The 18155-nt window shown below is 70.5% G+C and carries 15 protein-coding genes; all 15 read left to right on the plus strand.

The genetic code is table 11. From position 1 onward, the window contains the following. Positions 1–334 precede the first annotated feature (334 nt). Positions 335–1759: a replication-associated recombination protein A gene (locus MHY30_RS06610; protein WP_239276083.1), complete on the plus strand. Its 1425-nt coding sequence runs from the start codon at positions 335–337 to the stop codon at positions 1757–1759. 178 nt (positions 1760–1937) lie between these two features. Beyond that, positions 1938–2567: a 30S ribosomal protein S4 gene (gene rpsD / locus MHY30_RS06615; protein ID WP_239276084.1), complete on the plus strand. Its 630-nt coding sequence runs from the start codon at positions 1938–1940 to the stop codon at positions 2565–2567. A gap of 311 nt (positions 2568–2878) precedes the next feature. Further along, on the plus strand, positions 2879–3199 hold the full coding sequence (locus MHY30_RS06620) for an ATPase (protein ID WP_239276085.1): 321 nt from the start codon (positions 2879–2881) through the stop codon (positions 3197–3199). Between the two features lie 60 nt (positions 3200–3259). After that, positions 3260–5929, plus strand: coding sequence for an alanine--tRNA ligase (gene alaS, locus MHY30_RS06625; RefSeq protein WP_239276086.1), 2670 nt, complete (start codon positions 3260–3262; stop codon positions 5927–5929). Then, positions 5926–6399 (plus strand): Holliday junction resolvase RuvX, encoded by a 474-nt coding sequence (gene ruvX / locus MHY30_RS06630; RefSeq protein ID WP_239276087.1) that lies wholly within the window; start codon positions 5926–5928, stop codon positions 6397–6399. The genes alaS and ruvX overlap by 4 nt, the downstream gene beginning before the upstream one ends. Position 6400: 1 nt before the next feature. After that, positions 6401–8080, plus strand: coding sequence for an endolytic transglycosylase MltG (gene mltG / locus MHY30_RS06635; RefSeq protein WP_239276088.1), 1680 nt, complete (start codon positions 6401–6403; stop codon positions 8078–8080). Next, on the plus strand, positions 8074–8910 hold the full coding sequence (locus tag MHY30_RS06640; RefSeq protein WP_239276089.1) for a shikimate dehydrogenase: 837 nt from the start codon (positions 8074–8076) through the stop codon (positions 8908–8910). The genes mltG and MHY30_RS06640 overlap by 7 nt, the downstream gene beginning before the upstream one ends. A 4-nt stretch (positions 8911–8914) precedes the next feature. Next, on the plus strand, positions 8915–10141 hold the full coding sequence (gene aroC, locus MHY30_RS06645; RefSeq protein WP_239276090.1) for a chorismate synthase: 1227 nt from the start codon (positions 8915–8917) through the stop codon (positions 10139–10141). Further along, positions 10128–10664 (plus strand): shikimate kinase, encoded by a 537-nt coding sequence (locus MHY30_RS06650; RefSeq protein WP_239276091.1) that lies wholly within the window; start codon positions 10128–10130, stop codon positions 10662–10664. The genes aroC and MHY30_RS06650 overlap by 14 nt, the downstream gene beginning before the upstream one ends. Continuing rightward, on the plus strand, positions 10661–11737 hold the full coding sequence (gene aroB, locus MHY30_RS06655; RefSeq protein WP_239276092.1) for a 3-dehydroquinate synthase: 1077 nt from the start codon (positions 10661–10663) through the stop codon (positions 11735–11737). Before MHY30_RS06650 ends, aroB begins: the two co-directional genes overlap by 4 nt. Continuing rightward, positions 11734–12192, plus strand: a complete 459-nt coding sequence (locus MHY30_RS06660) for a type II 3-dehydroquinate dehydratase (protein WP_239276093.1) — start codon at positions 11734–11736, stop codon at positions 12190–12192. The genes aroB and MHY30_RS06660 overlap by 4 nt, the downstream gene beginning before the upstream one ends. Before the next feature lie 81 nt (positions 12193–12273). Further along, positions 12274–12834, plus strand: a complete 561-nt coding sequence (efp, locus tag MHY30_RS06665; protein WP_239276094.1) for an elongation factor P — start codon at positions 12274–12276, stop codon at positions 12832–12834. A gap of 2 nt (positions 12835–12836) precedes the next feature. Next, positions 12837–13247 carry a transcription antitermination factor NusB gene (nusB, locus tag MHY30_RS06670; protein ID WP_239276095.1) on the plus strand — a complete coding sequence of 137 codons (411 nt, stop codon included), beginning with the start codon at positions 12837–12839 and terminating at the stop codon, positions 13245–13247. A gap of 163 nt (positions 13248–13410) precedes the next feature. Then, entirely contained in the window at positions 13411–16359 is a 2949-nt protein-coding gene (locus MHY30_RS06675) for a DEAD/DEAH box helicase (RefSeq protein ID WP_239276096.1), read from the plus strand. 75 nt (positions 16360–16434) lie between these two features. After that, entirely contained in the window at positions 16435–18009 is a 1575-nt protein-coding gene (locus MHY30_RS06680) for a Rieske 2Fe-2S domain-containing protein (RefSeq protein WP_239276097.1), read from the plus strand. Positions 18010–18155 lie beyond the last annotated feature (146 nt).

The following is an 18155-nucleotide window of genomic DNA, read 5'->3' on the forward strand; positions in this document are numbered from 1 at the left end:
GGCTGGGGGAGTCCGTGCTGGACGGGGCGGGCGTGGGCGCCCCGGGCCCGGCGACGAAGTACGCCGTCTGCAGTCCGATCGCCCCGGCGATCACCACGAGTCCGACACCGAGGCCCACGAGGTTGTCGCGCACACGCCGGCGCACCTGAAGACGGTGGAGCTCCTGCCGCGCCTGGTACACCCGGGCACGTTCTCGACTCTGCCGGTCCTTGCCACCTGTCGCCACATCGACCTCTTCTCACCGCTCATCGGCCGCCGTCGATCCTACGCATCGACGACGAGAGGCGACAAAGAGGCAGGATCCGATGTCCGACGTCGCGATTAGCCTGGATCGGTGACCAGTCCCTCCGCCCTCTTCCAGGGCCAGACGCCGCTCGCTGTGCGCATGCGCCCGACGAGCCTCGACGAGGTCGCCGGGCAGGGGCACTTGCTGCGCCCGGGCTCTCCGCTGGTCACCCTCGCGGGCACCGACTCCTCGGCATCCGGGTCCGCCGTCTCGGTCATCCTGTGGGGGCCGCCGGGCACGGGCAAGACGACGCTGGCGCAGGCGATCGCCCGCTCGTCGGGGCGACGGTTCGTCGAGCTGTCGGCGATCACCGCCGGGGTGAAAGACGTGCGCGAGGTCATGCAGGAAGCTCTCACCCAGCGCGACCTGTACGGGCAGTCCACCATCCTGTTCCTGGACGAGATCCATCGCTTCACCAAGGCGCAGCAGGACGCGCTGCTCCCGGGCGTCGAGAACGGGTGGGTGGTGCTCATCGCCGCCACGACCGAGAACCCCTCGTTCTCGGTCATCTCGCCACTGCTGTCGCGGTCGCTGCTGCTCACGCTTCGGCCGCTCGGAGACGACGATCTCGGTGCTCTGGTCGATCGGGCGGTCGCCGATGCCCGCGGTCTCGACGGCCGCGTGGTCCTGAGCGACGAGGCGCGGGCGGCGCTCGTCCGCCTGGCTTCGGGAGATGCGCGCCGGGCCCTGACCGCTCTGGAGGCAGCGGCTTCGGTCGCCGCGGACGACGCCGCGCGCGACGACAACGCCGCCGACGCCAGCGACGGCGACACCGACACCGACACCGACACCGACACCGACACCGACGAAACCGATCCGGATGCCACGGATCCCCGCCCCGTCATCACGGGCGACCACATCGCGCAAGCGGTCGATCGGGCCCTGCTTCGCTACGACCGACAGGGCGACGAGCACTACGACGTCATCAGCGCCTTCATCAAGTCGGTGCGCGGATCCGACGTGGATGCCGCCATTCACTACCTCGCGCGGATGATCGAGGCCGGCGAAGACCCGCGCTTCATCGCGCGGCGGCTCGTCATCTCGGCGGCGGAAGACATCGGTCTCGCCGATCCGCAGGCCTTGCAGATCGCCGTGGCGGCGGCGGATGCGGTCGCCTTCATCGGCATGCCCGAGGGGCGTATCCCGCTGGCCGAGGCCACGGTGTACCTCGCGACCACCGCCAAGTCCAACGCCGCTTATAACGCGATCAACGCCGCCATCGCCGATGTCCGGGCCGGCGGGTTCGGTCGGGTGCCCCTTCACCTTCGTGACGCGCACTACCCCGGGGCGAAGAGGCTCGGCCACGGCAAGGGCTACAAGTACGCCCACGACAGCGACATCGGGATCGTCACGCAGCAGTACCTCCCCGATGAGCTGCGCGGAAAGCGGTACTACCAGCCGACCTCCCATGGCGCCGAACGCGACGTCTCCGCGCGCCTCGAGAAGATTCGCCGCATCCTCGACGGCGGCTGAAGCGGCCCGAGAACCCGCTCTGGTACGATGAATCGGCTCGAAACAGGGTTTTCGGGCATCCCCTCCTTCCAGTGATCACCTCTCGGTGCGCCCCGGCGTGCGTTCCGAAACGGGCGGAAGGGGGCGATACGTCCGTGAGCCGCGAAAGGCGCGGCCACGTCATCGGAAGGAGTACTTCGTGGCAACGAAGTCCCAGGACCGCCGCAAGGTCCGTCTGTCGCGCGCCCTCGGCGTCGCGCTCACCCCGAAGGCCGCCCGCTACCTCGAGAAGCGTCCCTACGCTCCGGGCGAGCACGGCCGCACCAAGCGCAAGGCCGACAGCGACTACGCCGTCCGTCTGCGTGAGAAGCAGCGTCTGCGCGAGCAGTACGGCATCCGCGAGAAGCAGCTGCGCATCGCGTTCAACGAGGCCCGCCGCACCGACGGCCTGACCGGTGAGAACCTGGTCGAGCTGCTCGAGATGCGTCTGGACGCTCTGGTCGTGCGTTCGGGCTTCGCCCGCACCACCGCGCAGGCGCGCCAGCTCGTCGTTCACCGCCACATCCTGGTCGACGGCCAGCTCGTGGACCGCCCGTCGTTCCGCGTGAAGCCGGGTCAGCTCATCCACGTCAAGGCCAAGAGCGAGGGCCTCGAGCCCTTCCAGGTCGCGGCCGCCGGTGGGCACGCCGAGGTGCTGCCGCCCGTTCCGGGCTACCTCGAGGTCGACCTCTCGACGCTGCAGGCGCGCCTCGTGCGTCGCCCGAAGCGTGCCGAGGTGCCCGTCACGTGTGACGTGCAGCTCGTCGTCGAGTACTACGCCGCTCGCTGAGTCCCGCACTCACGAGCCGAAGGGCGTCGGGTTCTCCCGGCGCCCTTCGTCGTTCCCGGGCGCGGGCACCTGCCGTTTCCGGTCGCGTTCTTGTGCCGCCCAGATGGTTCCTGCGCAGCACAACTCCGGCATCCCGAGTCTCGGACGGCGAGCGGTGGTCGTTCGGGGCGTTGTTGCAGGAGTTGTGCCCACCGGCGGAGGGTCCCGGCGCGGGCCGGCGCCGGGCCGGCGCCTCACGGAGGGGGCCGGGGCGGGTGGCATCCACGGGTCCGGGCGCGCGCCCGCACGACACTGTCGCCTACGATGAAGGGATGCCGCGCCCGCGGCGCTCGCTCGAGGAAGAAGTGGTGATCGTGAGAAGCCTCGTCTGGTTCGTATTGGGCATCGCCGGAGGGTTCGTCGCCGCGCACCTGGTCAACAAGGATCCGCGCGGTCAGGAGCTTCTCGCCCAGGTCGACGCCCGCATCAGCGAGTTCACCGACCGCATGAGCGAGGCCTACCACGCGCAGGAGACGCGTCTGTCCGACGTTCTCGACGACGCCAAGACCGTGGCCGCCACCGCCGCCGATACGGTGGCCGACGCCGCCGCGACGGTCGCCGCGGCCGCCAAGAAGGCCGCCCCCACCGACTGACCTCCCGGCATCCCGCCCCGTCCGCCGGGGCGGATCCGCACGCCCACGGAAAGACCCGACATGAAAACCGCCGAGATCGCTCAGCGCTTCCTCGACTACTTCGAGAAGAAGAACCACACCATCGTGCCGTCGGCCTCGCTCGTCACCGACGACCCGGCCCTGCTGTTCACCGTCGCCGGCATGGTGCCGTTCATCCCGTATCTCAGCGGTGTCGTTCCCGCCCCGTACCCGCGTGCGGCCGACGTGCAGAAGTGCATCCGCACCAACGACATCGAAGAGGTCGGAAAGACGCCGCGCCACGGCACGTTCTTCCAGATGCTCGGCAACTGGTCGTTCGGCGACTACTTCAAGGAAGACGCGATCCGTTACGCGTGGGAGCTGCTGACCACGTCCGAAGAGGACGGCGGCCTCGGCTTCGATCCGAAAGACCTGTGGGTCACCGTCTACGAAGAGGACGACGAGGCGCACGACCTGTGGCGCACTCTCACCGACCTGCCCGAGGAGCGCATCCAGCGTCTCGGCAAGGACACGAACTACTGGTCGACCGGGCTGCCCGGACCGGCGGGCCCGTGTTCGGAGATCTTCTTCGACCGCGGACCGGAGTACGGCATCGACGGCGGCCCGGCCACCGACGACGACCGCTACGTCGAGATCTGGAACCTCGTGTTCATGCAGTACGAGATCACCAACGTGCGGTCGAAGTACGACTTCGACATCGTCGGCGAGCTCCCGGCGAAGAACATCGACACCGGCATGGGCCTGGAGCGCATCGCGTTCATCAAGCAGGGCGTCGACAACATGTACGAGACCGACCAGGTGCGTCCGGTGCTCGATCTCGCTGCGAAGCTGGCCGGCAAGTCCTACGGCGCGGAGTCGCACGAGGACGACGTACGCCTGCGCATCGTCGCCGACCACGTCCGCTCCTCGCTCATGCTCCTCGCCGACGGCGTCACGCCCTCGAACGAGGGCCGCGGCTACATCCTGCGCCGCATCATGCGCCGCGCGATCCGCTCGATGCGCCTGCTCGGCGTGGAGGGCCCGACGTTCCCGGAGCTCTTCGCGGCGTCGCGTGATGCGATGAAGGAGTCCTGCCCCGAGGTCGCCTCCGACTACGCGCGCCTGTCGGCCTACGCGATCGCCGAGGAGCAGACCTTCCTCCGCACGCTGGCGGCGGGGTCGGCGATCCTCGACCAGTCGGTGATGGATGCCAAGAGCGGCGGCACCACGACGCTGTCCGGTTCGGAGGCCTTCCTGCTGCACGACACGTACGGCTTCCCGATCGACCTCACGCTCGAGATCGCCGAAGAGGCCGGGCTGAGCGTGGACCGCTCCGCGTTCGACGCCCTCATGCAGGAGCAGCGCGCCCGCGCGAAGGCCGACGCGCGCGCACGCAAGGGAGCGATCGCCGACCAGAGCGCCTACCGCGATTTCCGCGCGAAGGGCGAGACGGTCTTCACCGGCTACACCGACCTCGAGACCGAGTCGACCGTGCTCGGCATCCTGGTCGACGGCCGCAGCACCGATCACGCCGTGCAGGGTCAGATCGCCGAGGTCGTCCTCGCCGAGACCGCCCTGTACGCGGAGTCCGGCGGACAGGTCGCCGACAAGGGCGTCATCGTCGGTCCCGGATACGAGCTGGAAGTGCTCGACGTGCAGCGCCCTGTGCCGGGCCTGATCAGCCACACCGTCGAGGTCACCACCGGTGAGGTGTCGGTCGACGCGCCCGCGACGACCGTGGTCGATGCCCTCAACCGCCACGCGGCGCAGCAGGCGCACTCGGCGACGCACCTCGTGCACGCCGCGATCCGCGACACCCTCGGCAAGAGCGCCACCCAGACCGGTTCACTCAACCGCGCGGGCTACATGCGCTTCGACTTCAGCTGGGGCGCGGCGCTCTCGCCCGAGACGCGCACCGAGATCGAGGACATCGCCAACAACGCCGTGCGCGACAACCTCGAGGTGACCACGCGCGTGATGTCGCTCGACGAGGCCAAGGCCGCCGGCGCCATGGCGCTCTTCGGCGAGAAGTACGGCGACACCGTCCGCATGGTCGACATCGGCGGTCCGTGGTCGCGCGAACTGTGCGGGGGGACCCACGTCTCGCGCAGCGCCGAGATCGGCCTGGTCAACCTGGTCGGCGAGTCGTCCGTCGGCGCCTCGAACCGCCGTGTCGAAGCGCTCGTCGGTCTGGACGCGTTCCGCGACCTCGCCGCGGAGCGCGCGATCGTCTCGCAGCTCTCCACGTCGCTGAAGACTCCGCGCGACCAGCTGACGACCCGCATCGCTGAGCTGTCCGCGAGCCTCAAGGCCGCGGAGAAGAAGATCGCTGCGTTCGAGGCCCGCGCTCTCACCGACCGGCTGCCGCAGCTGGTCGAGTCCGCGACCGCGGTGGGAACCGTCCGCGTCGTGGCCCAGCCCCTCGGCGAGGGTGCGTCCACCGATGACGTTCGCACTCTCGCGCTGCAGGTGCGCGACCGTCTCGGCAGCGAGGCTGCGGTGGTCGCCCTCGGCAGCGTCGCCAACGGCCGCGCCACCGTCGTCGTCGTCACCAACGACGCCGCCCGCGAGCGCGGTCTTGCGGCCGGCGCCCTCGCGAAGGCGGCGGCGGGGGTCCTCGGTGGAGGCGGTGGCGGCCGGCCCGACGTCGCCCAGGGCGGCGGAACGGATGCCGCGGCCCTGCCGCAGGCGCTCGACGGCATCGTCGCCGATGTGCGGGCGATCACGGCGTGACGGAGTTCCGCCGAGGCATCCGGCTCGGGATCGATGTCGGGCGCGCGCGCGTCGGCGTCGCCCGGTCGGATCCCGACGGTCTGCTGGCGTTCCCGGTCGAGACGGTTCCGCGCAAAGGAGAGCCGGTGCGTCGCATCGTGGCTCTCGCGGCGGAGTACGAGGTGTTCGAGGTCCTGGTCGGCCTGCCCCTGAATCTCCGCGGCGAGGACACGCCCTCGACGACGGACGCGCGCCGCTTCGCGGGGGAGCTGGCGGCAGCCCTGGACGTTCCGGTGCGACTCGTCGACGAGCGGCTGAGCACGGTCTCGGCGCAGGGCGCCCTGCGGCAGGCGGGACGCTCCCAGCGGGATTCTCGTAGCATTGTGGATCAAGTCGCCGCTGTGGTGCTGCTGCAGCAGGCGCTCGACGTGGAGCGACAGTCCGGCGTGCCGGCCGGACCCGCCGTAGCCCCGGGACAGGAGCCCGCCTGACATGCCCGAGAACGACCCGACCGACCCCTTCGCCGAGCTGTACCGCCGTCTGCCCGATCCCCGCACCGGAGCGATGGATGCCACGGCTCGCGGCGATGAGGCCGCCGGTGACGATCGACCCGAGACACCTCAGCCGCCTTCGCGCCGCGCCGCGCGCGAAGCGCGTCGCGCCCAGACCGGTCCGACTCCCGCGAGCGGCTCGGACACACGGGATGACGCGGCGCCCGCGGCGCCCGCCGGGCCGGTTCCCGCCGCCCGCCACACAGCGCCCGCCGAACCCGTCTCGGCAGCCCGTCCCGCAGCACCGGCTGAGCCGGTTCCGACACCGCGCCCCGCGGCACCCGCGTTCGAGCACGTCGCGCGCTCGTCCGAGCAGCCCGCTGCGCCGCGAACCGCCGCGCCGGCTTCGTCGGCGCGCGAGCCCGAGCCCGCCCGGCGGTCGTCGCCGGTGCACGACCGCGAGCCGGCCCTGGTCGGCGTGGCAGCCGCCGGCGGCTCCGGGGGTTCCCGCCCCCCGGCATCCGGCTCGCTCGAAGACCTCTTCGCAGGTCGCGCGAGCACCGACGAGGTGCGGGGAGCCGCTCGGCCCCCGCGACGCCGTCGCCGCACAGGGGCCTGGGTCGCTCTGGCCATCGTCCTGGTCCTCGTGGGGGGCATCGTCGGCGGCGGGGTCGCCCTGTGGAACACCTACGGCGAGCGGGTGCAAGCGTTCTTCGGCGCGGGGGAGCCCACCGACTTCGAGCCGGGCATGGCCACGGGCGAGGCGCGCGTGACGATCGTTTCGGGCGACACCGGTGAGTCGGTCTCTCCCAAGCTCTTCGAAGCGGGGGTCACCAAGGCATCCGATTCGCTGTATCGGTACATGGTCGAGAACGCCGTGGTCTTCACCTTTCAGCCCGGGGTCTATCGCCTCCAGCAGCAGATGACCTCCGCCGCCGTTCTGGAAGCACTAGGCGACCCCGCGAACCGGCTCGACAACTCGGTCCAGTTACGAGAGGGCCTTACGCTCGACCAGTCCCTCGACGTCATCGCCGAGCAACTCAGCATGCCGCGCGAAGACCTCGACGTCGCCGTCGCAGACCCGTCGCAGTACGGCGTCCCCGCGGCGACCCTCGAGGGGTGGATCTTCCCCGCGACGTACGACTTCGACGAGGGCGTGACCGCGACCGACGTCATCGGGCGGATGGTGCAGCGCACCGTCCAGTCGCTCGACCAGGCCGGCGTCCCCGAGGCGGACCGCGAACGCATCCTGATCGTCGCGTCGATCATCGAACGCGAAGCCCGCAATCGTGACGATTTTTACAAGGTCTCGCGCGTGATCGAGAACCGTCTGCAGCCCGGCAACCAGGAGACCTTCGGCAAGCTCGAGATGGACTCGACGGTGCAGTACGGGGCCAACGAGCTCGGCAGCGGTTCGGTCAGCACGTCGACCGAGGCGCGCAACAGCGACAACCCGTGGAACACCTACATGTACCCCGGGCTGCCCATCGGCCCCATCGCGAATCCGGGTGACCTGGCGATCGATGCCGCCATGAAGCCGGTCGACGGCCCCTGGCTGTACTTCGTCACCGTCAACCTCGACACCGGCGAAACGGTCTTCACCTCCACCTACAGCGAGCACGAGCAGGCCGTCGCCCAGTGGCGGGCATGGTGCGCCGAGAACCCCGACGGCGGATGCTGACCGACGTTCGGCATCTTGCGGTCTGGGGTGACCCGATCGACCATTCGCGGTCGCCGCTGCTGCACGCGGCGGCCTACCGCGAGTTGGGCCTGCCCTGGGAGTACGGCCGCAGGCGCGTGAGCGAAGCGGGATTCCCGCAAGCGCTGGCCGAGCGGGATGCCACGTGGCGGGGCTTGTCCCTCACGATGCCGCTCAAGCACGCGGCGGCCGCCGCGGCGGTGTCGCTCGACGAAGACGCCCGGCGCACCGGTGCGGTCAACACGCTGCTGCTGACCGACGACGGGCCGCACGGCTTCAACACCGACGTCGAGGGACTCGCGCGTGCGTTGTGGGAGATCGGTGTGAACGCGCCGCGCCGTGTGCGCATCCTCGGTGCGGGCGCGACCGCGACGTCGGCGGTCGCGGCGGCTGTCCGCCTGGGCGCCGGGGGCGTGGAGATCCGCGCACGCCGCCCCGACGCCGCGGCACCGCTCGTCGCGCTGGCCGAAACGCTCGATACCCCCGTCGTGGTCGCGCCGCTCGACGAACCCGATCCCGGGCCCGTCGATGTCACGATCGCCACCCTGCCCGGCGGAACCGACCTCGGTCACGCGGCGGAGGACCTGGCATCCGTCGGTGGCCCGCTCGTCGACGTCGTCTACGGCGGGTGGCCCACCCCGCTCGCCCGCGCATGGGATCGTGCGGGCCGCCCCGCCCACGACGGACTCGGGATGCTGCTGCACCAGGCACTGCTGCAAGTGCGCGTGTTCGTTGGGGGCGACCCCTCCGTACCGCTCGAGCGGGAGGACGCGGTGCTCGCCGCGATGCGCACCGCCGTCATGGGAGGATAGGACCATGCTTCGCGTGCTCACGGCCGGGGAATCCCACGGCCCCGAACTGGTCGCCCTCATGGAGGGGATGCCGGCCGGTGTCCCGATCTCGCCCGCCCAGATCCGCGCCGACCTGGCGCGCCGCAAGCTCGGCTACGGTCGCGGCTCGCGCATGAAGTTCGAGGAAGACGAGCTGACGCTCTCGACCGGCATCGTCCACGGCTTCACGATCGGCAGCCCGATCGCCCTGCGCATCGGCAACACCGAGTGGCCGAAGTGGGTCGAGGTCATGAGCCCCGAGCCCGTCGAGCTCTCGGACCGCTCCCGCGGGCGCGGTGCCGCGCTCACGCGTCCGCGTCCGGGCCACGCCGACCTCGTCGGCATGCAGAAGTACGGCTTCGACGAGGCACGACCGATCCTGGAGCGCGCCTCTGCCCGCGAGACCGCCGCTCGCGTCGCGCTCGGCGCGGTGGCCCGCGCGTTCCTCGGCGAGCTCGGCATCCGGCTCGTGAGCCACACGCTCTCGATCGGCCCCGTGCGTGTACCCGAGGATGCCGCCCTGCCGGCGCCCGACGACGTCGATGCACTCGACGCCGATCCGCTGCGCTGCTTCCACGCCGAGACCTCCGCCGCGATGGTCGCCGAGGTCGACGACGCGAAGAAGTCCGGCGACACACTCGGCGGCATCGTCGAGGTCTTGGCCTACGGCCTGCCTCCGGGGCTCGGTTCGCACGTGCAGTGGGACCGCCGGCTGGATGCCAAGCTCGCCCAGGCGCTCATGAGCATTCAGGCGATCAAGGGCGTCGAGGTCGGCGACGGCTTCCTCACCACCACCCGCCGCGGATCGCAGGCGCACGACGAGCTGTTCGCCACCGCCGACGGCATCACCCGCTCGTCCGACCGGGCGGGCGGTACCGAGGGAGGCATGTCCACCGGCACGGTCCTGCGGGTGCGCGCGGGGATGAAGCCCATCGCGACGGTCCCGCACGCACTGCGCACCGTCGACGTCGCCACGGGCGATACCGCCGCCGCACACCACCAGCGCTCCGACGTGTGCGCCGTCCCGGCCGCGGGCGTGGTCGCCGAGGCGATGGTCGCGATCACCCTCGCCGACGCGGTGCTGGAGAAGTTCGGCGGCGACAACGTCTCCGAGACCCGCCGCAACCTCGAGTCGTACCTCGCGCACCTCCCCGAGACACTGCGCACCACGGACGCCTCGGACGCGGCGCTGCTCGCGCATGACCTCGGCTGAGGCCGGTCAGGGCGCCCTCGTCCTCATCGGACCGATGGGTGCCGGAAAGACGAGTGTCGGGCGCCGGGTGGCCCGCACCCTCGGCTTGCCGTTCCGCGACAGCGACAAGATCGTCGTCCGGGACCACGGTCCGATCCCGGAGCTGTTCGCCCAGCACGGCGAGGCGCACTTCCGAGACCTCGAACGTGCGGCCGTGGCCGAGGCTCTCGCCGCCGGGGGAGTGGTCGCGCTCGGCGGGGGCGCGGTGCTCGACCCGCGAACCCGCGAACGCCTCGCCGACCATCGCGTCGTGCTGTTGACGGTGGCGCCGAACGTCGTGGCATCCCGGATCCACGGCGACGGGCGCCCGCTGCTACAGGGCGAGGACCCCGTGCAGCGCTGGCTGCGCATCTACGAGGAGCGGCGTCCGCTCTACGAATCCACCGCGCACATCACCTTCGACACATCGTCGGGCCCGCTGTCGCGCGTCGTCGACGAGATCGTGGCCTGGGCGCAGCGCGCCCCGGCCCAGGAGACCCCATGACCGACACCACCACCATCACCGTCGCCGGTGACCCCGGCTACGACATCACGATCGGCCGCGGGCTGCTCGCGACCCTCGAAGAGGTGCTGCCTCCCGCGGCGCAGAAGGTGCTCATCGTGCACCCCCCGACCCTCGCGGCCCAGGCCGAGGCGTTGCGCGCCCAGCTCGTGGGCGACCGTCAGGTCCTTCTCGCGGAGATCCCGGATGCCGAGCAGGGCAAGCGCATCGAGGTCGCGGCGTTCTGCTGGCAGGTGATGGGCCAGGCGGACTTCACGCGCACGGATGCCGTCATCGGGTTCGGCGGCGGAGCGGTCACCGACCTCGCCGGGTTCGTCGCCGCCACGTGGCTCCGGGGGGTGGCGATCGTGCAGGTCCCCACGACCGTCCTGGCGATGGTGGACGCCGCGGTAGGGGGCAAGACCGGCGTCAACACCGCCGAGGGGAAGAACCTCGTGGGGGCCTTCTGGCCGCCTCACGCCGTCGTCTGCGACCTCGATCTGCTCGACACGCTGTCGCGCAATGAGGCCACGGCAGGGTTCGCCGAGGTCGTGAAGGCCGGGTTCATCTGGCATCCGGAGATCCTCGACCTCATCGAGGCCGACCCCGGGAACATCGTGGACCCGCGCGGCGACGCGTTCCGCCGGTGCATCGAACTCGCGATCGACATGAAGGCCCGCGTGGTGGGGGAGGACCTGCGCGAGGCGGGCCTGCGCGAGGTGCTGAACTACGGGCACACGCTCGGTCACGCCATCGAACACGCCGAGCGGTACCGGTGGCGTCACGGCGCCGCGATCTCGGTCGGCATGGTCTTCGCCGCCGAACTGTCGCGCCTGGCCGGCCGGCTGTCGGATGACGTCGCCCAGCGCCACCGCACGGTGCTGGAGTCACTGGGCCTTCCGACGACCTACCGCGCCGGGGCGTTCCAGACGCTGAAGGCGACGATGCAACGCGACAAGAAGAGCCGCGGCGCCATGCTTCGCTTCATCGTGCTCGACGACCTCGCCCGGCCCACGGTGCTGCAGGCGCCCGACGAGTCGCTGCTGTTCGCGGCGTACCAGGAGGTCGGGGCGTGAGCACGCCGCGTCGTCTTCTTCTGGTCAATGGACCGAACCTGAACCTGCTCGGAACGCGCCAACCCGAAATCTACGGTCGCGACACCCTCGCCGACGTCGAGCGCCTGACCGCCGAGGCCGCGGCGCGGAACGGTCTCGAGGTCCGGGCGGTGCAGAGCAACCACGAAGGCGTGCTCATCGACGCGATCCACGCCGCCCGGCTCGACTGCGCCGGCATCGTGATCAACGCCGGCGGGTACACGCACACCTCCGTCGCGCTGCGGGACGCCCTGGCATCCGTCAATCTCCCGGTGGCCGAGGTGCATATCTCGAACATCAAGGAGCGCGAGAGCTTCCGGCAGTTCTCGTACATCGAAGACGTCGCCGTGGTGCACGTCATCGGCGAAGGGGTGCCCGGCTACGCCCGCGCGGTCGACCTCCTCGTCGAGGTCATCACCGGCCGCGCGGACGGCTGAGCGCCCCATCGCGTAGACTCGACCGCTGGGCGCGCGCCGCAGCGACGCGCCACCGACTCACGAAACGGAACATCGAAGCTCATGGCATCCACCGCAGACATCAAGAACGGCGTCGTCCTCAACATCGACGGTCAGCTCTGGAGCGTGGTGGAGTTCCAGCACGTCAAGCCCGGCAAGGGCGGTGCGTTCGTGCGCACCAAGCTGAAGAACGTCATGTCCGGCAAGGTCGTCGACAAGACGTTCAACGCCGGTGCCAAGGTCGACATCGAAAACGTCGACCGCCGCGACTTCACCTACCTCTACAACGACGGCGAGGGCTTCGTCTTCATGGACGTCGCCGACTACGACCAGATCACCGTGGGCGCCGCGACCGTCGGCGACGCCGCCAACTTCCTGCTCGAGAACCAGCAGGTGCAGATCGCCCTCAACAACGGCAACCCGCTCTACATCGAGCTTCCGCCGTCCGTCGTGCTCGAGGTCACCTACACCGAGCCGGGCCTTCAGGGCGACCGCTCGTCCGCCGGCACGAAGCCCGCGACCGTCGAGACCGGCTACGAGATGCAGGTTCCGCTGTTCCTCGAGACCGGCACGAAGATCAAGGTCGACACTCGCACCGGCGAGTACCTCGGCCGCATCAGCTGACCTTGAGCGCCCGCACCAAGGCGCGCAAGCGCGCCCTCGACATCCTGTTCCAGGCCGACGTCCGCGGCGAGGAGCTGCCCGTCATGCTCGCCGCCGAGGCCAAGCGCGCGGCATCCGAGCCCGATCGCCAGGCATCGTGGCTGTACGCCCGCGACATCGTGGACGGCGTCATCGACAACCGTGAGGCGATCGACGAGCAAATCACGACCTTCGCGAAGGATTGGTCGCTGCAGCGCATGCCCGCGGTGGACCGCGCGCTGCTGCGCATCGGGGCGTGGGAGATCCTCTACAACGACGACATCCCCACGGCGGTCGCGATCGACGAGGCGGTCGAGCTCGCCAAGGAGTTCTCGACCGACGACTCCGGTTCGTTCGTGCACGGCGTCCTCGCCCGGATCGCCCGCTCGTCCTGACGATCGGCGACGTGCTCTCGCGGCGGCGCCGGGCACGCGTAAACGCGATTCGCGCGCATAAACGCGTGGGCAGCGCGTTTCTGCGCGCCGATCGCGTTTATGCATGCTCGGACACCGCTGCCGGGCGGCCGGTGGTGTCGGTGGTCGAAGGCAGGATCGACATATGACCACGTGGCGCCGCCTGCTCCCCGACGCCGAACGCCCGGGCTTCGAGGCGCTCGCGCTCGGCATCGAGCTGCGCCAGCGCGAGGCGTACGACCCGTCGCGGTGGGAGGCGCGGTCCGTCGACCCCGTCACTCCGCGCATGCTCGCGCAGCGGCAGGACGAGCTGCAGCTCGTGGCGCGTCCGCTCGTGCGCGGCGCGCGCGAGGCGTGGATCCGGGCGGATGCCACGTGGGACGCGGTCCGCCGATCCCGCGGACGCTTCGATCCGGCGCACATCGCGTGGTTCGCCGAACTCCACGCCCTCGCCCAGGCGATGCGGACCACCGGACCCTTCGTGGCCGCGAGCGACACGGTCGTCCTCGACACGATCGCGTCACCGTTGCTGTGGCCGCACCTGCGCGCGGCCGCGGGGCTCGGCATCCCCCTCGTCGCGATGCACCCGCAGCAGACCGTGCGGATGGCCGACGCGGCGATCGCCCGGGTGGCGGTGGAGACCGCGAGAGGCGGGGCACTGCGTCTTGCCGCCGCCATCGAGATCGACGGACAGACGGTGGATGCCACGCACGTGCGGCCCGTGGGCGCGGCCGGGATCTTCTCGTTCGAGGTCGACCGCGACCCCATCCCGCTGGTCCTCGCCGCCGCGTCGCTGCCCGAGCCCCTGCCCGCCCTGCTGACAGACGGGCCGGTGGTCGTGCCGGGGGAGGACGCGGCCGAGTTCCTCCGTGAGGCGTACCCGCGGCTCGCACGACGGGTGCCGCTCGCCGTGGCCCCGGGTGTCCCCGCTCCGCCACCGCCGCGACCGACGCTCCAGGTGACGGTCACATACCGCGACGACGAGGATGTCGACTACGCGCTCGACTGGGTGTATCCGGGCGGGATCCGGGCCGCGTACGGCAGTCCGATGGATACCGAGCGCGACGCCCGAGCCGAAGCCGAGATCGCGGGGCGCGTCGACGCGGCGTGGGCGGAGCGCGCCGACCTGCCGGTCCGACCCCGCGCGACGCTGCGCGATGCCGACGCCGCGGTGTTCGCGACACGGGTGCTACCGGCCCTCGACCTCCTCGACGACGTTCGCGTCGTGACGCGGGGAACGGTTCCGGCGTTTCGCGAGCTGCGGGGAGATCCGGCGCTGACGATCACCGCCGTGCCGTCGCCCGACCGCGACTGGTTCGACCTCGGCATCGTCGTCGTGATCGAGGGACGCACGATCCCGTTCGGCACGCTGTTCACCGCGCTCTCGCGCGGGCGCACTCGCATCAAGCTCTCCGACGGGGCGTGGTTCTCGCTCGCGCACCCCGCGCTGCAACGGCTTCGGGATTTGCTCGAGGAGGCCGCTGCGCTCGACGAGTGGGAGACCGGCCCTCGCATCCCGCGCCGCCACCTCGCCCTATGGAGCGACTTCGAAGACCTCGCCGACGAATCCGCCGCCGCCGTGGAGTGGCGCGATCTGGCGCGAGCGCTGCGGGACGTGTCGTCCGTCCCTTCCCCTCCGACGCCGCCCGGCTTCCGCGCCGAGCTGCGCCCGTATCAGCGCGAGGGTCTCGCGTGGCTCGCGCTGCTCCACGCGCACCGGCTCGGTGGCATCCTCGCCGACGACATGGGTCTGGGGAAGACGGTGCAGATCCTGGCGCTCATCGCGCACGCGCGCGGTGCGGGCGATCACCGCCCGTGGCTCGTCATCGCGCCCACGTCGGTGCTCCCCACGTGGGCCGCGGAAGCCGCGCGTTTCGCGCCGAATCTGCGCGTGGTCACGGTCGAGGCGACCGCCGTGCGGCGGACCCGGACGATCGCGCAGACCGCCGTCGACGCCGACATCGTCGTCGCGCCCTACGGGGTTGTCCGCCTCGACGACGCCGAGTTCGCGGCGACGGAGTGGGCGGGCGTCGTGCTCGATGAGGCGCAGTTCGTGAAGAATCCCGCGACCCGGATCCATCGCGCCGTCGCTGCGCTTCGCGCGGACTCGGTCTTCGCGGTCACGGGCACGCCGATCGAGAACGGCCTCGACGACCTGTGGGCGCTGCTGGCCCTCACCGCCCCCGGGCTGTATCCGTCGGCGCGGCGGTTCCGCGAAGAGTACGCGCGCGCGATCGAGCAGCTGCCCTCCGACGCGCCCACCGAGCTCTCGGCCGCCGCCTCGGCAGAACACCGCCGCGGCAGCCTCGCGCGATTGCGATCGCGCGTGCGCCCGTTCCTGCTGCGACGCACGAAAGACGTCGTCGCCGCCGACCTCCCGCCCAAGCAGGAGCAGACGATCGCGGTGCCGCTCAGCCCCGCTCACCGGGAGCTGTACGACCGCGTGCTGCAGCGCGAGCGTCAGAAGGTGCTCGGGCTCCTCGACGATCTCGACCGGCAGCGCTTCATCGTCTTCCGCTCGATCACGCTGCTCCGGATGCTGGCCCTGGCCCCCGGTCTCGTCGACGAACGCGACGCCCACCTCGGGTCGGCGAAGCTCGACGTCCTGCTCGAACGCCTGGTCGAGGTGGCATCCGAGGGCCATCGTGCGCTGGTGTTCAGTCAGTTCACGTCGTTCCTCGATCAGGCGGCGGATCGTCTGGATGCCGCGGGCCTGGCCTATGCCCACCTCGACGGCTCGACATCACGACGCGGCCACGTCGTGGAGGGGTTCCGCGGGGGAGACGCCCCGGTGTTCCTCATCAGCCTCAAGGCGGGCGGCTTCGGCCTGACGCTCATCGAGGCGGAGTACGTCTTCCTCCTCGATCCGTGGTGGAACCCCGCCGCCGAGACCCAGGCGATCGATCGCACGCACCGCATCGGCCAGACCCGGAGCGTGTTCGTCTACCGGCTCATCGCGGCCGGAACCATCGAGGAGAAGGTGCTCGAGCTGCAGCAGCGCAAGGCCGCGCTGTCGCGCGCGGTGCTCGACGACGGAGAGGCCTTCGCCAGGGCGCTGGATGCCGACGACATCCGCGGCATCCTCGGCGGCTGAAGCCGCGCGCCGCGCCCACCGCGGCCTCAGGCGACCCGCGCGTAGACTCGATGGGTTCTCACGGACAGGAGCGACATGAAGATCACCGGCCTCGGCCACGCGGGCATGTTCATCGAAACGACGGGCGGCAGCATCCTCTGCGACCCCGTCATCGGTCCGAGCTTCTTCGGCTCATGGTTCCCGTTCCCCGACAACCGTGCGCTCGACTGGGAGCGCTTCGGTGCGGCCGACTTCCTCTACATCTCGCACCGTCACCGCGATCACTTCGATCCGGCGATGCTCGAGCGCTACGTCTCGAAGGACATCAAGGTCCTCCTCCCCGAGTACCCCACCGACGATCTCGAGCAGGACCTCATCGCACTCGGGTACACCAACCTCGTTCGCACCGAGGCGGGGGTTCCGCTGCAGTACGGCGACCTGAAGATCATGGTCACGCCGCTCCGCGCGCCCTCGGACGGACCGATCGGCGACTCGTCGCTGTCGGTCGACGACGGCACCGCGTCGATCCTCAACCAGAACGACTCGCACCCGCTCGACCTCGAGAAGCTGTTCGACTTCGGCAAGCCCGACGCGTACTTCACCCAGGTCTCCGGCGCGATCTGGTGGCCCATGGTCTACGACCTGCCCGAGGACGCGAAGCAGAACTTCGCCCAGCTCAAGCGCGACGCGCAGAACAAGCGGGCGATGTACTACATCGAGAAGGTGGATGCCGCGCACGTCTTCCCCATGGCGGGCCCGCCGATGTTCTTGCGAGAGGCGCTCTTCCGCTACAACGGCACGGGCCTGGAGAACGACTCGATCTTCACCGATCAGCGGGAGTTCCTCGCGCACATGAAGGAGCTGCGCCCCGACCAGAACGGGTACCTGTTCCTCCCCGGCACCGAGGTCGACGTGCAGCACTCCGACGTCACGGTCACGCAGACGCTGTACACGGACGCCGAGATCGACCGCATCTTCGGTGACAAGTGGGACTACCTCGCCGAGCAGCGCGACAGCCGCCAGGCCGAGATCCAGGCCGAGGAGGCCTCCCGCGCCGAGATTATCCCGCCCGCCGAGATGCTCGCGGCACTGAAGGAGTGGTGGGAGCCGCTCCTGCGCCGTGCCCGCACAATCCGCAACGGCGTGGGCGGCATGGTGCGGTTCCGCATCGGCGAGCTCGACATGGTCGTGGACTTCCCGAAGGCGAAGCTGCGCGAGTACGCCGGCGAAGAGTGCATCTACTGGTACACCATCCCCGCCGACCTGGTGTCGACGAACATCCGCGACCACGAGATCGACTGGTCCAACTCGATCTTCCTGTCAATGCAGTTCGAGGTGGGCCGCTCGGGCAAGTTCAACGAGTTCCTCACGACGTTCCTGAAGTGCTTGTCGCGCGACCGCATCGAGTACGTCGAGAACTGGTATGCCGAGCAGTCCGACCAGACCGAGGATGCCGAGATCGACGGCTGGACGGTCCAGCGCCGGTGCCCCCACCTGCGCGCCGACCTGACCAAGACCGGCAAGATCGAGGACGGCATCCTCACCTGCTCGCTGCACGACTGGAAGTGGGACCTGGCTTCGGGCCGCTGTCTGACGACCACCGGGCACCCGATCCGGTCGACCCCCTCGGGCCTGGCGAAGGAGAAGGCGGCGAGCGTCGCCGCAGGCTGACGCCGGCGGCGCTGAGCTCTCTCGCCCGCGCCCCGCCACGCATAAACGCTCTCCGCGCGCAGAAACACGTGCACACCGCGTTTATGGAGGCGAAAAGCGTTTATGCGTGACAGCCGGATGCCATCCCGAACACCCGGCACGCGAGG

Origin of the sequence: Microbacterium sp. ACRRU (assembly GCF_022346945.1) — a bacterium.
Lineage (GTDB): Bacteria > Actinomycetota > Actinomycetes > Actinomycetales > Microbacteriaceae > Microbacterium > Microbacterium mcarthurae.